Source organism: Streptomyces sp. NPDC046881 (assembly GCF_040645015.1).
In the GTDB taxonomy this organism is placed as follows: domain Bacteria; phylum Actinomycetota; class Actinomycetes; order Streptomycetales; family Streptomycetaceae; genus Streptomyces.
This window is the reverse complement of the sequence record NZ_JBEYXJ010000008.1, coordinates 70,077-85,124: the sequence shown is the minus strand read 5'-3', so window position 1 is coordinate 85,124 and position 15,048 is coordinate 70,077. Positions and strand designations below refer to the sequence as shown.

The 15,048-nt window shown below is 71.6% G+C and carries 9 protein-coding genes; 5 read left to right on the top strand and 4 right to left on the bottom strand.

All coding sequences use genetic code 11. The annotated features are described in order from the left end of the window. Positions 1–40: 40 nt before the first annotated feature. The 5 genes from ABZ923_RS06735 (at position 41) to ABZ923_RS06715 (ending at position 10,827) form a co-directional block, all read left to right on the top strand. The gene (locus ABZ923_RS06735) at positions 41–487 is read left to right on the top strand and encodes an ATP-binding protein (protein WP_361467648.1); all 447 of its coding nucleotides are present in this window, start codon (positions 41–43) and stop codon (positions 485–487) included. 197 nt (positions 488–684) lie between these two features. Continuing rightward, on the top strand, positions 685–4,608 hold the full coding sequence (locus tag ABZ923_RS06730) for a hypothetical protein (RefSeq protein WP_361467646.1): 3,924 nt from the start codon (positions 685–687) through the stop codon (positions 4,606–4,608). Further along, complete coding sequence (gene pglZ / locus ABZ923_RS06725; protein ID WP_361467643.1) at positions 4,608–7,340, top strand: BREX-2 system phosphatase PglZ; 2,733 nt, start codon at positions 4,608–4,610, stop codon at positions 7,338–7,340. The genes ABZ923_RS06730 and pglZ overlap by 1 nt, the downstream gene beginning before the upstream one ends. Next, on the top strand, positions 7,337–8,686 hold the full coding sequence (brxD, locus tag ABZ923_RS06720) for a BREX system ATP-binding protein BrxD (protein WP_361467641.1): 1,350 nt from the start codon (positions 7,337–7,339) through the stop codon (positions 8,684–8,686). The genes pglZ and brxD overlap by 4 nt, the downstream gene beginning before the upstream one ends. Beyond that, complete coding sequence (locus tag ABZ923_RS06715) at positions 8,683–10,827, top strand: DEAD/DEAH box helicase (protein ID WP_361467638.1); 2,145 nt, start codon at positions 8,683–8,685, stop codon at positions 10,825–10,827. The genes brxD and ABZ923_RS06715 overlap by 4 nt, the downstream gene beginning before the upstream one ends. A gap of 115 nt (positions 10,828–10,942) precedes the next feature. Here the strand turns inward: ABZ923_RS06715 and groL are convergent, their stop codons facing one another. From groL to ABZ923_RS06695, 4 genes are all read right to left on the bottom strand, one after another. Continuing rightward, on the bottom strand, positions 10,943–12,571 hold the full coding sequence (groL, locus tag ABZ923_RS06710) for a chaperonin GroEL (RefSeq protein WP_361467637.1): 1,629 nt from the start codon (positions 12,569–12,571) through the stop codon (positions 10,943–10,945). A 119-nt stretch (positions 12,572–12,690) separates the two neighbouring features. Then, positions 12,691–12,999, bottom strand: a complete 309-nt coding sequence (gene groES, locus ABZ923_RS06705) for a co-chaperone GroES (protein WP_004955293.1) — start codon at positions 12,997–12,999, stop codon at positions 12,691–12,693. Between the two features lie 245 nt (positions 13,000–13,244). Beyond that, positions 13,245–14,057: a polysaccharide deacetylase family protein gene (locus ABZ923_RS06700; protein WP_361467636.1), complete on the bottom strand. Its 813-nt coding sequence runs from the start codon at positions 14,055–14,057 to the stop codon at positions 13,245–13,247. Beyond that, a complete protein-coding gene (locus ABZ923_RS06695) occupies positions 14,054–14,974 on the bottom strand; it encodes a polysaccharide deacetylase family protein (RefSeq protein WP_361467633.1) in 921 nt (306 codons plus the stop codon). The genes ABZ923_RS06700 and ABZ923_RS06695 overlap by 4 nt, the downstream gene beginning before the upstream one ends. Positions 14,975–15,048 lie beyond the last annotated feature (74 nt).

The window sequence follows — 15,048 nt, the reverse complement described above, 5'->3', positions numbered from 1 at the left end:
CCCCTGGTCAGCCGCGTCTGGGAACGAAAACCTTGGGCGCATGACCACCCCTCCCCACAGCATCACTCCAGGGCCGTCCCCTGAGACCGGCTTCACGTTGCGGTTCACGGCGACTCCGCGCGGCGCCCGTCTCGCCCGGCGTCTCGCCTCCCAGCAGATGGACGCCTGGGGCTGGCCCTACGGCACACCCGTGCACGACACGGTCGAACTGCTCGTCGCCGAGCTGGCCGCCAACGCCGTCACTCACGGACGGGTCCCGGGGCGCGACGCCGAGCTGCGGTTGAGCGCCGAGGCCGGACGGGTGCGGGTGGAGGTGAGCGACACCCGTGGGGAGCGCCTGCCCGTCGCCGGGGCCGCCCCGGCCGACGGGGACGGTGGTCGCGGTCTCCTCCTGGTCGCGGCACTCGCCAAGGAGTGGGGCACGGCCCCCCGCACCGGGGCGCCCGGCAAGACCGTGTGGGCCGTCGTGTCCGGTGAGGCCCGGTGACGGAACCCGGCCGACGCCCCGGCACGAGGCGTTGGACGCCCGAGCCGAGCGGCCGGCGACGAGCGCCAAGGCTCTGATCGCCGGCCTCCGGGCCAGCTGCCTACGCTCTCCGTGCCGCAAGCGCTCACCGTCTCCTCCCCGAGGCGTCCCTTTCCCCTCCAGGCCCTGGTGGCGACCTGGCAGGATAAGGGGGACGTGTGAGGAATGCCGTGGGGAGCGGGGAGCAGCTGATGGCCAGAGGCGGCGACACCGTCGTACTGAAGGACGTCCTCGACATCAAGGAGGACGTGTACGCCGGCGATTTCAAGGTCGAGCTGTCCCAGGGGTTCGCGGGGAACTCGGCCGGACGGGTCGAGGAGTACGTCGTCACCCCGCAGCTCAAGGAGCAGTTCGACAAGGCCCTGAAGCTGGTACGCGGCGCGGTGCGCAAGAACGCGTCGTACGCGGCCTACCTCCACGGTTCCTTCGGCGCCGGTAAGAGCCACTTCCTGACCGTCCTGCACGCCGTCCTCAACGGCGAACCGGCCGCCCGGGCCAAGCCGCGGCTGCGGGAGGTCATCGCCGAGCACGACGAGTGGTTGCGCGGGAAGAAGTTCCTGATGGTGCCGTACCACCTGGTCGGTGCGGCCAACCTGGACGAAGCGCTGCTCGGCGGGTATGTCCGGGCCGTGCGCGAGCAGCACCCGGGGGCGTCCACACCGACGGTGTTCCGCTCCGACGCGATGCTGGCCGACGCGCGGCGGATGCGTGAGCAACTCGGGGACGACGCGTTCGTGCGACTGCTGCCCGCCGAGGGTGGTGTCGCGGCCGGTGACGACGACGATGACGAGCTTCAGGTGATCGGCGCCGGTGGGGCGTGGACGTCCGGCGAGCTGGACGACGCCTTCTCGGCGCCCGCCGGGGACCAGCGCCGTGAGCGCCTGGTGTCCGCGCTGCTCACCGGGCCGATGCGGTCGTACGCGGAGAGCGCGCGCGGTGATGCCGCGAAGTACGTACCGCTGGAGAACGGGCTCGCCGCGATCAGCCGGCACGCCCGCGCGCTGGGCTACGACGGAGTCGTGCTGTTCCTCGACGAGCTGGTGCTGTGGCTCCAGGCCCACATGAAGGAGCGCACCTTCGTCAACAGCGAGATCCAGAAGCTGGTGAAGCTGATCGAGTCGGGGGACGCGGACCGGCCGGTGCCGATCGTGTCGTTCATCTCGCGTCAGCGCGACCTCTCGCAGCTCGTCGGCACCGATGTGCTCGGGGCCGACGTCAAGGCGATGGAGCAGGCACTCGAATACCTCAACGAGCGGTTCGACACCGTCGACCTGGAGGACCGCAACCTGCCGGAGATCATCAAGGAGCGGGTGCTGAAACCGCTCCCCGGCAAGGAGACGGTGCTGGAGAACGCCTTCGGCGGAGTCGACCGGTCCAACCAGCAGGTCAAGGACATCCTGCTCGACGGCGGCGGCGCCACCCACGCCGGCTGGGAGGACTTCCGGGCCGTCTACCCCCTCTCGCCGGCGCTGCTCAACGTGCTGGTCGCCCTCTCCGGCGCGCTCCAGCGCGAGCGCACCGGTCTCAAGCTGGTCCAGCAGCTGCTGCAGAAGAACGCCGACGCCGCCGTCGGACAGCTGATCCCGCTGGGTGATCTGTGGGACGTCCTGGTCGACGGCACCGGTGCCGCCTTCACCGACAAGCTGAAGCGCGAGTCCGAGGCGGCCGTGAAGTTCTACGCCAAGGCACGCGCCCATCTGCTGGAGAAGTACGGCTCCGAGACGCACACCGACTTCCTGGCCGACGACCGATTCGTCAAGACCCTGCTGCTCGGGGCGCTCGCGCCGGACGTGCCCGCGCTGCGACGACTGACCGGGGCGCGGCTGGCGGCCCTCAACCACGGCTCGGTGCGTTCCCGGACCGTGCCCGCAGGTGACGTGGTCGTACGCCGGATGCGTGACCTCCAGGCCGCGTTCCCGTCCGAGGTGCGCTCGGACGGCGAGGCCGACCCGGTCTTCTCGCTGCACCTGTCCGAGCTGGACATCGAACCGCTCCTCGACGCCGTCGCCGAGGAGGACAAGGCGGGCGTGCGCCGGGTCTGGCTGCGGGACCGGCTGTGGGAAGCCGTGGGCGTCCGGGACGGGCAGTTCGTCGCGGAGAAGGAGATCGTCTGGCGCGGCACCCGGCGCATCGCCGAGTTCGTCTTCGGCAACGTACGAGACCGCGCCGACCTGCCGGACGAGCAGTTCGCACCCGCAACCGCGGGCAACGTGCGCTTCGTCGTGGACTACCCCTTCGACGACGGCGACCACTTCCCGAGCGACGACTTCCACCGCGTCGAGCAGCTCAGGAAGGACGGGCTGACCGCGCCGACCCTGGTGTGGCTCACCGACTTCTTCTCGGACCAGCGCAGGGCCCAGCTCGGCCGGCTCATGCGCATCAACTTCCTGCTGGAACGCGACCGGCTCACCGACTACACCGGGAACTTCCCGCCCGACGACCGGGCCAAGGTCCGGCGGCAACTGGAAGTGGCCCGTGACACGCTCACCGACCAGCTCACCGGCGCTCTCGCCGAGGTGTACGGGCTGGCCCGGCCGACGGACTCCAACCCGGGCCCCGAGGTGCCCGACGGCCGCCACGTGCTCTCGCTCCAACCGGAGTTCTCGCAGCCCCGCGAGGAGGGCGGCAAGGGCTTCGAGGCGAACGTGCAGCACCTGGCCGACGGGATGTTCTCCGCGCTGTACCCCAAGCACCCCGACTTCGGGCTCGACAGCAAGGGACAGCGCAAGCCCGTCACGGCCGCCGAACTGCGCACCGCCCTGGAGTGGATCACCCGGGCGATGGACGAGGGCGGGCGCGCCCAGAACGTCGACAGCCACCACCTGAAGACCGTCAAGCGGGTCGTGGAGCCGCTGGAACTGGGCACGGTGCACGACGGTCCCCTCGTCATGCGACAGGACTGGCGCACCCGGATCAACCAGGCCGCCGCAGCGCACAAGCAGCGCGGCGACCTCGGCGTCGAGGACATCCGCACCTGGATCACCAAGGACCTCGGTTACACCGGGCTCGACAAGCTCACCGGAAACCTGATCATCGCCTCCTACGCACTGCTCGACGACCGGGCCTGGGCCTTCCAGGGCGGGCCGGAACGCGAGGCGCCCACGCTCCAGGAGATCGGCCCCGGCTGGTCGCTGCGCGCGCAGCCGCTGCCCAGCGAGGAGGAGTACGCAGCGGCCCGGGACCGGGCGGCCCGGCTGTTCGGCGTGTCCGCCAAGCCGAACATGTACGCCCGCAACGTCAACCGGCTCGCCGAGGACATCCGTACCAAGGCCGAGGCCTGGGAGAAGGAGGTCGCCGGGGTACGAGCCTCGCTGGACCGGCATGCCGCTCTGCTCGGTCTCGACGCTGCCGACCAGGCCACCCCCCGGGTGACCATCCTGCGTGAGGCCGCCGGTCTGCTCGCCCGGCTGACCCGGCACGGCAGCGACGCCACGGCCCTCGTGCGCGAGCTGGCCGCAGCCTCGTACTCCGCGAGCGAGCGGGACCTGAACACCGCGATGGGCAGCGCCGGAGAGGTGCTGCGGGCACTGGACGACGCCGCGTGGCCGGTCCTGACCAACGTACGGGGCCTGACCCGACGCGAGGACGGCGTGGGCGACCGGGCCCGGCGGCTCTTCGGCGAGATCGCCCAGGCCGCCCGTGCCTCCGAGTTCGAACGGTCGCTGGTACCGGTGCTCGGCCAGGCCGGCGACAAGGCCAACGCGATCATCAATGCCGCGCTCCAGGTGGAGAACGTGTTCGCACCGCGGCAAGAACCCGCTCCTGGCGCGCAGGACGTCAGGGTGAGCGAGCCAGAGGTGGCCACCCACCATCCGCAGCCGGTACCCGCTGCCGTACCTCCCCAGCCGGAGACCACCCCCGGCGGGGAAGCAGGCACCCCGGTCCGTGCCCGCCAGTCGGGTCGTCGGCTGATCGCCGCCGTCGGGACGACACCGCTGGAGGAGCGGCTCGCCGGTGAGCTGGCCGGCGTTCGTGACGACATCCGAGCCTTCCTGGCCGCCCATCCAGGCGCCACCGTGGCGGTGAGCTGGCAGCCGGTCGAGTCCGCCGACTCCGGGCAGGACACCGAGGAGGCGCACTGATGGCGGCCCGGCCCGCCGCAGGGCGGCGCGCCATCGAGGTGCTGCTCGAAACGGAGCTGCCCCGCGCCGAGGGGCGTCGGCTCGTGCTGGTCGACGCCGTGTGGGCGGGCGGTGAGGAGGAGCGCGAGTTCACCGTGAAGGTCGGCGACACCACCCGGCGCGTGCACGTCAGCGACCACGACTCGCCGCTCGGGATCGCCGAGGCCTGGCGGCGGCACACCACCGACACCGACCGTGCCGGGGACAGCGTCCTGGTGGTCACCGGCAAGGTCCCAGCCGACCAGCTGAGCTGGGACCTGCGGGGGCACGCGGTGCGGCGCCGACCGCTGGCCGTGGAGCGGGCCGACATCGTCAAGCAGCTGTTCGGTGCTGGTGACCTGGACACCCGGATGGTGCGCGAGACCTGGCTGCTGGATGCGCTGCTGGAGGCCGAACCGCCCGGGGGCTGGCCCCAGGTGGGCTCCGTACTGACCCGTGACAGGGCAATGCGGGCGCTGCTCGCCGCTCGGGTGGGCCTCGGCGACACGCGTGACGACTCCCTGGATCTCGACGCCGACACGCTGTTCGACTGGACAAGGACCCCGGCCGGGCCCCGGCGATACGCCGAACTGCCGGAACAGGAGCGTGCCGGCCTGGCCGCCTGGCTGGAAGAGGTGACCGGCCCCGCCGCCCCCACGCTGCTCGCGCTCGCCGCGGACGGTCGCGGATCGGACGCACTTCCGCTGGGTGCGCTCGCCGCCACCGCGCTGACCTGTCAGTCCGCCGCCGACGCCGGATTCGCGCTCGGCACACTCTTCGGACGAGCCCTCGGCTCGTTCGACGCGCTCGCCCCGTACGCGACGGCCGCCACCGGTGTCCTCAGCCGGTGGATCGCCCAGGCGGAGGCCGGCGGCAGCGCGGGCGCAGACGCCCGGGCCCGCGTCCTGACGGTGCTGGACCGCGCCGATCAACTCGCGGAGACGGCCCATCTGACGGGCCTGCTGGCCGGGAACCGGTTGCTGCCCTCCGGCTACCGGACCCGCCTGCGCACACTCGCTGCCGCACTCGACGGACGTCCCGAACCCGCGCAGGCCGCACTGCGCGACCTCGCCGACCACCAGCTCGCGCTCCTGCACGCCGACTCCACAGAGCGCGCCCGGACAGCCGTACGCCTGCTGCGCTGGCTCTGCGCCCCGCAGCCCACGCTGGACGCGGTCGGCACCAGCGTGCGTCACCACCTGGAGTCGACCGGCTGGGTGGACCTGGCGACGGGGATACTCGCCGAAGGCGACGCCTCGCGCGACAGCGAGGTCGGTGAGGCCTACCACCGGCTGATCGGCCGGGTCCGGGACCGGCGGCGGCAGCTCGACGAACAGTTCGCGGCGGCTCTCGCCGTCTGGGCGGAAAGAGCCTCCCCGCAGGCACCGCACGGGGCCCTCCTGATCGAGGACGTCCTGGCGGAGGTCGCCGCACCGCTCGCCCGTGAGGGCGGGCGGCCGCTCGTCCTCGTCCTGGACGGCATGAGCGCCGACGTGGCCGTCGAACTAGCCGCCGGGCTGGACCGGCGGGCCTGGACCGAGATCGTGCCCACCGCGACGGCGGACCGTCGTGCCGGCCGGCTCGCCGCCGTCGCCATGCTGCCCACCCTCACCAAGATCAGCAGGGCATCGCTGCTGAGCGGGACGCCCGTCGAAGGCGGGCAGGATGTGGAGCGCGCCGGGTTCACCACCTTCTGGAAGAAGCGGCGCCGTGAGGCCGTCCTCTTCCACAAGGGCGGTTACGAGGGGACGGCAGGGCACCGACTGGCGCCCGAACTGCTCGGCGCCCTCGCGGACGAGAAGAAGATCGTCGGAGTGGTCGTCAACACCATCGACGACGCACTCGCCGACGGTCGTGAGAACGGACGCGCCCGATGGCGGATAGGGGACATCGCCAAGCTGCCCGACCTGCTCGGTGCAGCCCTCGGCGCGGGCCGTCCCGTCCTCCTCGTCTCCGACCACGGCCATGTCCTCGACCGCGGTCCCCGTGACACCGGTCCCACGGTGGTCGACGGGGTGCAGGGCGCCCGTTGGCGCATCGGCCCGGCCGGGCCCGGCGAGGTGGAGCTGTCCGGGCCGCGGGTACGGGCCGGAGGCGGCCGGATCACCGCCGCCTGGCGGGACGACCTGCGCTACACCGCCCGACAGGCCGGGTACCACGGCGGCGCGTCGCTCGCGGAGGTCACCGTGCCCGTCCTGGCCTTCGTGCCGTCCGGCAGCGAGATCCCCGCCGGCTGGACGGCACTGCCCGCCGAGCGTACGGCTCCCGAGTGGTGGCTGGGCGGTTCGGATCCGACGGAACCGCAGGAGCCTGCGCCGGCTCCCCGCGCCAGGGGGACGCGCAAGCAGCAGCCCCAGTCCGAAGGGCTCTTCCCGCAACCGGGCCACAGCACGCTCGGTGAGCAGACGGTGCGCAGCAAACCCTTCGAGACCCAGCGTGAGTTCGTGCGCAACGCGCCCACCAACACGGCCGTGGCCGCAGCCCTCGACGCGCTGCTGGAGGCCGGTGGCAAGCTGTCCCCGGCCGCTGTCGCGGCGGCCGCCCAAGCCGCCACCGGGAAGTCCGAACGCAACCCGCAGCGGTTCGTCACCATGCTCGAACGACTGCTCAACATCGACGGCTACCCCGTGCTGCAGCTGGTGGAGTCCGGACGCACCGTCCACCTCGACAGAGAGTTGCTGCGCCAGCAGTTCCCGGAAGGCACCCCCCTGTGAGTACCCCGACCCCGAATCCGGCGGGCGCTCCCCCGATCAGCGCCGCACGCGCCCGGGACGTCGTCGACGCGCTGCGCCGTGGCACCGTGCCGCAGCAGGGGCTCGGGCTGTTCGCCGTAGGACTGGACCGGTTCGCGGACGCCCTCGACGACGACCTGACCACCGTCGCGCGCGGCGGGTCTGCCTTCCACGCACTGCGTGGCGAGTACGGCTCGGGCAAGACTTTCTTCGCCCGATGGCTCGCCGAACGCGCGAAACGACGCGGCCTGGCCGTCAGCGAGGTGCAGATCTCCGAGACGGAGACCCCCCTGCACCGGCTGGAGACCGTCTACCGGCGGCTCACCGAACGGCTGACCACCGCCACCCACGCGCCGTCCGCGCTGCGGGCCGTGGTCGACTCCTGGTTCTACGCGCTGGAGGAAGAGGTCCTCGCCGCCGGCGACGCCGACGAGAACGACGAAGCCGGCCTCGCCAGAGCCGTGGACGAACTCCTCGAACGGCGGCTGGCGGACGTGGCCCGCACCACGCCGGCCTTCTCCGCAGCGCTGCGCGGTTACCGGGATGCCGTGGCCGCCGGTGACGGAGCCCGCGCCGAGGCTCTCATCGCCTGGCTGGGTGGGCAGAAGTCGGTGGCAGCCTCCGCCAAGCGCACAGCAGGAGTCCGCGGAGACCTCGACCACTTCGCGGCGCTCGGGTTCCTCCAGGGGCTGCTGACCGTGCTGCGGGACTGCGGGCATCCCGGTCTCCTGCTGGTCCTCGACGAGGTCGAGACCCTCCAGCGGGTACGCGGCGACGTGCGTGAGAAGTCGCTGAACGCCCTGCGCCAGCTCCTCGACGAGATCGACGCCGGGCGGTTTCCCGGCCTGTTCCTCGTCATCACCGGTACGCCCGCCTTCTACGACGGACAGCAGGGCGTGCAGCGTCTGGCACCGCTCGCCCAGCGCTTGGCCACCGACTTCACGACCGATCCGCGCTTCGACTCCCCGCGCGCGGTCCAGCTCCGCCTCCCCGGCTTCGACCTGGCTTCGCTCGGCCGACTCGGCCGAAAGGTGCGGAGCGTCTACGAGGTCACAGCCCGTCACCCGGAGCGCATCGCGGTCCGGGCGGACGACGACTACCTGGACGAGCTGGCGCGTGCCGTCACCGGGTCGCTGGGTGGCAAGGCCGGGATCGCGCCGCGGCTGTACCTGCGAAAGCTGGTCGCCGACGTCCTGGACCGGGTCGACAGCTTCGACGACTTCGATCCCCGCACCCACTACACGCTCACTGTGAAGGCGTCGGAACTGGACGCGACCGAACGAAACGCCGCCGCGAACGCCGGTGACGTGGAGCTGGAGCTTCCGTGAGCGCCGACGCGCTGGACCTGCTGGACCCGATTCTCACCCACCACATCGTCAACTCACTCGGCTGGCGCTCACTGCGGCCTCTCCAGGAGCAGGCGATCGGCCCGCTCCTGGCCGGGCACGATGCCGTACTGCTCGCGCCGACCGCCGGCGGCAAGACCGAGGCAGCCTCCTTTCCCCTGCTCACCCGTGCGCAGCGGCACGGGTGGAAGGGCACCGGCATCCTGTACGTCACCCCGCTGAAGGCCCTTCTCAACAACCTGCATCCCCGTCTGGAGACGTATGCCGGCTGGGTGGGGAGGACGGCCGAACTGTGGCACGGTGACATCGCCTCAACCCGGCGCCGCCGCATCCTGCACCAGCGTCCGGATCTGTTGCTGACCACTCCCGAGTCGCTGGAGGCGATGCTGGTCAGCACGCACGTGGACCATCGGGCGTTCTTCTCCGGGCTGCACAGCGTGGTGGTCGACGAGGTGCACGCCTTCGCCGGAGACGACCGGGGGTGGCACCTGCTCGCCGTACTGGAGCGGCTCCAGAGAATCGTGGAGCGGCCGGTGCAGCGGGTCGGCCTGTCCGCCACCGTCGGTAATCCACACGAACTGCTGGACTGGCTCCAGGGGTCCGGCAAGGGACGCCGTCCGGGACAGGTCATCGCTCCCGGAGTAACGCTCCCGGGCACTGGGGGCCTGCCTGCCGCGGTGTCCCCCAGCGTGCCGCCGGGTGACATCGAGCTGGACTTCGTCGGCTCGGTCGCCAACGCGGCGACCGTCATCGCGGCCCTGCACCGCGGGGAGAAACGCCTCGTGTTCTGCGAGGCCCGGCGCACCGTCGAGGAGCTGGGCGAGCAGCTCCGGCTTCGCGGTGTCACCACCTTCCTCTCGCACGCCTCGCTCTCCACCGACGAACGCCGAAGAGCGGAGGAGGCCTTCGCCGAGGCGCGGGACTGCGTGATCGTCTCGACCAGCACGCTCGAACTCGGCATCGACGTGGGCGACCTGGACCGGGTGATCCAGCTGGAGGCGCCGACCACGGTGGCGTCGTTCCTGCAACGGCTGGGCCGTACCGGACGCCGCCCGGGGACGACCCGCAACTGCCTGTTCCTCACCGTGACCGACGCCGGTTTCCTCTCCGCGGCAGCCTTGCTGCTGGCCTGGTCCCGCGGCTGGGTGGAACCGGTGACCGCGCCTCCCGCGCCACGGCACCTGGTCGCGCAGCAGCTCCTCGCGCTGTGCCTCCAGGAGCACCGGGTCGGGGAGAACCTGTGGCAGGAGTGGTGGGGCGATCTCAGCCCGTTCGCGGCGGGGGCCGAACCCGTCGTACGGCACCTCGTCGAACAGGACTACCTGGAACGCGACGGCGGCATGCTGTTCATCGGGCCGGAGGCGGAACGCCGCTTCGGCCAGCGGCACTTCATGAACCTGACGGCCTCATTCACCGCACCGCCCGAGTTCACCGTGCTCAGCGGTCGGACGGAGATCGGCCGCACGGACCCGGACCTGCTCACCGAGGAAGTCGACGGCCCCCGGAAACTGCTCCTGGCGGGCCGCAGCTGGCTGGTGACGTACATCGACTGGCGGCGCAGGCGCTGTTTCGTCGAACCCGTGGACGAGGGTGGACGTGCCAAGTGGAGCGGCTTCGGCCCGGACCGCGTCCGCTCCTTCGAGCTGACCCGCGCCGCCCGCGAGGTCCTGCTCGGTGCCGATCCCCCGGTGCGGCTCACCCGCCGGGGCGAGGCGAAGCTCGCCGAGGCCCGGGAGGCACACCTCGACGTAGTGCACCCGGCAGGGACCGTCATCACCCGCCGCGGTGACGACGACGTGCGCTGGTGGACGTGGGCCGGGCACCGGGCCAATGCCACGCTGGCCGCATCTCTGCCGTCCGTCGTTCTGCGACACCGCTTCGTCGACGACCGCTTTGTCCGCTTGCGCGACGACGTGACGCGCGAGGCCTGGCGAACGGCGGTTGCAGACGCCGCGTCGGGCCTGACCCTTCCCGAGGTGGACGCCCGCGCGGTCCGGGGCCTGAAGTTCGCGGAGGCTCTGCCCCAGCGGCTTGCGGAGGCCACGCTCGCGGCCCGCCTGGCGGATGAGGAGGGGGCCGGAGCCGCGCTCACGGAGCCCGTACGGTTCGTCAGGTCCCTGTAGCGGCACGCGGGGTGGCGCAGAGTGCGCGGACCCGCCCGGTCGGCACAACGCACGGTGCCCAGCGCCCCCGCAGGGACACTGGGCACCGTAGGCTCAGTTCAGGTCAATGCCGAGCTCAGTGGGCGTGCCCGTGGCCGTGGCCGTGGCCCGCGGCCTCCGGCTCCTCTTCCTTCTTCTCGACGACCAGGGTCTCGGTCGTGAGCAGCAGGGAGGCGATGGAGGCGGCGTTCTCCAGGGCGGAGCGGGTGACCTTGACCGGGTCGATGACGCCGGCCTTGATCAGGTCGCCGTACTCGCCGGTGGCGGCGTTGTAGCCCTGCCCCTTGTCCAGGTCCTTGACCTTGGACACGATGACGTAGCCCTCCTGGCCGGCGTTCTCGCCGATCCAGCGCAGCGGCTCGACCACGGCGTTGCGGACGACCGCGACACCGGTGGCCTCGTCGCCGGTCTTGTCGAGGTTGCCGTCCAGGACCTTGGAGGAGTGGACCAGGGCGGAGCCACCACCGGAGACGATGCCCTCCTCGACCGCGGCGCGGGTCGCGGAGATGGCGTCCTCCAGACGGTGCTTCTTCTCCTTCAGCTCCACCTCGGTGGCGGCGCCGACCTTGATCACGCACACGCCGCCGGCCAGCTTCGCGAGGCGCTCCTGGAGCTTCTCGCGGTCCCAGTCGGAGTCGGTGTTCTCGATCTCGGCCTTGATCTGGGCGACGCGGCCCTGCACGTCCTCGGACTTGCCGGCGCCGTCGACGATCGTGGTGTCGTCCTTGGTGACGGTGACGCGGCGGGCGGAGCCGAGCACGTCGAGGCCGACCTGGTCGAGCTTGAGGCCGACCTCCTCGGAGATGACGGTGGCGCCGGTGAGGACGGCCATGTCCTGCAGCATCGCCTTGCGGCGGTCGCCGAAGCCGGGGGCCTTCACCGCGACGGCGTTGAAGGTGCCGCGGATCTTGTTGACGACCAGGGTCGACAGGGCCTCGCCCTCGAGGTCCTCGGCGATGATCAGCAGCGGCTTGGAGGAGCCGGCCTGGATGACCTTCTCCAGCAGCGGCAGCAGGTCGGCGATGGCGGAGATCTTGCCCTGGTGGATGAGGATGTACGGGTCCTCCAGGACGGCCTCCATGCGCTCCTGGTCCGTCACGAAGTACGGCGACAGGTAGCCCTTGTCGAAGGCCATGCCCTCGGTGAAGTCCAGCTCCAGACCGAAGGTGTTGGACTCCTCGACGGTGATGACACCGTCCTTGCCGACCTTGTCCATCGCCTCGGCGATCAGCTCGCCGACCTGCTGGTCCTGGGCGGACAGCGCGGCGACGGCGGCGATGTCGGACTTCTCGTCGATCGGGCGGGCCGAGGCCAGCAGGTCGTCGGAGACGGCCTTGACGGCGGCGTCGATGCCCTTCTTCAGGGCGGCCGGGGAGGCACCGGCGGCGACGTTCTTCAGACCCTCGCGGACCAGCGCCTGGGCGAGGACCGTGGCGGTGGTGGTGCCGTCACCAGCGATGTCGTTGGTCTTGGTCGCCACCTCCTTCACCAGCTGGGCGCCGAGGTTCTCGTACGGGTCCTCGATCTCGACCTCGCGGGCGATCGTGACACCGTCGTTGGTGATGGTCGGGGCGCCGAACTTCTTGTCGATGACGACGTTGCGGCCGCGGGGGCCGATCGTCACCTTGACGGTGTCGGCAAGCTTGTTGACGCCGCGCTCAAGGGCGCGACGGGCGTCCTCGTCGAACTTCAGGATCTTCGCCATGGCAGCGGGAGCCCTCTCGGAAATCTGTGGGTGAAAACGCCGCGCCCCGGGCGCCCGGCTTCATATCGATCGCGGGGGGCCAGGGGCGCAGCTTCAAGCAGAGAGTCGCTTGAGGTGAATTACTTCTCGATGATCGCGAGCACGTCGCGAGCCGAGAGGACGAGGTACTCGTCGCCGTTGTACTTCACCTCGGTGCCGCCGTACTTGCTGTAGAGGACGACGTCGCCGACCTTGACGTCGAGCGGCAGACGCTCGCCGTTCTCGAACCGGCCCGGGCCCACGGCGAGGACGGCGCCCTCCTGGGGCTTCTCCTTCGCGGTGTCCGGGATGACCAGGCCAGAGGCCGTGGTCTGCTCGGCGTCCAGCGGCTGGACCACGATGCGGTCCTCGAGCGGCTTGATGGCAACCTTGGAGCTGGCGGTCGTCACGATCCGACCTCCCCCTTCGGAGATCTCACGGGGTTAACTGTCTGAGGTGGCGACCAGGTCGATCCGTCGTCGCGGGTGCCGGACCTGCCCGTCGCGTTTATCTGGCACTCTCCAGGGGGGAGTGCCAGACCCGAGACTATGACCGGGATTAGCACTCGGTCAAGCGGAGTGCCAATTGCCGTGCGGCGCGTCGGCCGCGAACACCCCGCGCGAGTGCTCCGGGGTCCCGTGTGCCGGGCCGGGCTTCAGAGGTAGTCCTCCAGGCGTCCCACCGTCAGCCCCCTCTCCTGGGCCGTGCGCACCACCTGGACCGTGCGTTCCCGCAGCGAGGGGCCCGTCGACTCGTCCGGGCCGACCAGGACGATGTCGCCGGGGCGCAGGTGCCGGGGACCGTGGGTGTAGGCGAGGCCGGCCGGGGTCAGGGCGGCGCGCCACAGGACGAGCGCGGAGATGCCGCAGCCGGCGGCCGCGCGCCGGGTGGTGCGGTCGTAGGAGCCGTAGGGCGGGCGGAAGAGGCGCGGGGTGACGCCGAGGCGGGTGCGCAGACGGTCCTGCTGGCCGCAGATCTCGGCGCGCTGGCCGGCGTACGGCAGTCCGGCCGGCGCGCGGTGGTCGACGGTGTGGTTCTCGATGCCGGCGCCGAGCGCGCGCAGGCGGGCGAAGTGGCCGTAGCCGGGGGCGGCGACGCTGTCGGTGAGGAACAGGGTGACCGGGAGCCGGAGGTCGCGGACCATGTCGACGAAGCGGGGGTCGCGTTCGGCGCCGTCGTCGTAGGTGAGGAAGACGACCGGGTCGCGGGTGCGGACGTGGTCGGCCACCGGGGGCAGGGCGGGGACCCCCGGGTGCTCGGCGAGCGGGCGGGCCGGGGGCACCGGGGAACGGGCGAGCGGCCGGGCCAGGCCCCAGTACCGGTAGCGGGGGCCGGGCGCGGTGGTGTGCGGGCGCACCCCTTCGGCGGCCTTCTTGCCGAGGCGTTCGATGGGGTCGACGGACTGGGCGCAGCCCGCCAGGAGCAGGGCCGGGGCGAGGACCGCGGCCGGGCCCCGCAGGCGCCTCACAGGTAGTCCTCCAGGCGGGCCACGGCGTAGCCCTCGCGCGTGACCTTGTCCAGGAAGCGGCGCATGTCGTCGACCATCGTGCCGTCCCAGTCGTCCCGGCCGCGGAAGTGGGTGAGGACGATGTCGCCGGGGTGCAGGCTGCGGTCCCAGTCGCGGTACTCCCAGTGGTCGACGAAGACCTCCTCGTCCCAGATGGGCGCGTACTTGATCCCGCAGGCCTTGGCGGCGCGGAGGGTGTCGCCGTTGTAGTTGCCGTACGGCGGCCGGAACACGGTGGGTGCCTTGCCGAACTGCTTCTTCATGACGGCCTGCATGCCGCAGATCTCGTCCTTCTGCTCCTCGTAGGTCAGCCCGGGCAGGTAGGGGTGGGTGAGGGTGTGGTTGTTGAGGGTCACGCCCTGGGCCTGCATCCGGCGGAAGTAGCCGTAGTCGTCCTTGACGAGGTAGTTGCTGAGGAAGGCCGAGTACGGCACCTTCAGCTCGCTCATCATGCGCAGGAAGGCCGGGTCCTTCTCGGCGCCGTCGTCGATGGTGAGGAAGACGATCCGCTGCTTGGTGGGGATCGTGGTGAAGACCGGCGGGAGGTCGTCCTCCTCCTGGCCGTCCACCTCGAAGCCGTCCCGGGGGGTGATCTCCGGTTTCCTCGCCGGTGGTGCGGGGGGTGTGAGCGGGGCGCGGGCCAGGCCCCAGCGCCGGGCGGCGGCGGCCAGCCTGGCGTGTTCGGCGGCCGCGCGGGCCCGGGGGTCCACGGCGTGGGCGGGCCCGCCGTGGCCGGTGGCGGGTTCGGTGCCGTCGGCGCAGCCGGAGAGGAGGGCGGCGGCGGCCAGGGTGAGGGCCGCGGAGCCCACGGCCGTCTTCCGGAAGGTGCTCACGGCGAGCTGCGCCCGCTTTTTGTCATTTTGTACTACTGCTCGCATGGTGCCGGATCCTCCCAGGCCCCGGCCGCCGATCCCGGCCGACACCGCCGCGCCGGGCGCACCATCCACCGACT

Coding starts and splice junctions, on each gene's coding strand:
- ABZ923_RS06735 (WP_361467648.1), top strand. CDS start 41: ATGACCACCCCTCCCCACAGCATCACTCCAGGGCCGTCCCCTGAGACC.
- pglZ (WP_361467643.1), top strand. CDS start 4,608: ATGGCGGCCCGGCCCGCCGCAGGGCGGCGCGCCATCGAGGTGCTGCTC.
- groL (WP_361467637.1), bottom strand. CDS start 12,571: ATGGCGAAGATCCTGAAGTTCGACGAGGACGCCCGTCGCGCCCTTGAG.
- ABZ923_RS06695 (WP_361467633.1), bottom strand. CDS start 14,974: ATGCGAGCAGTAGTACAAAATGACAAAAAGCGGGCGCAGCTCGCCGTG.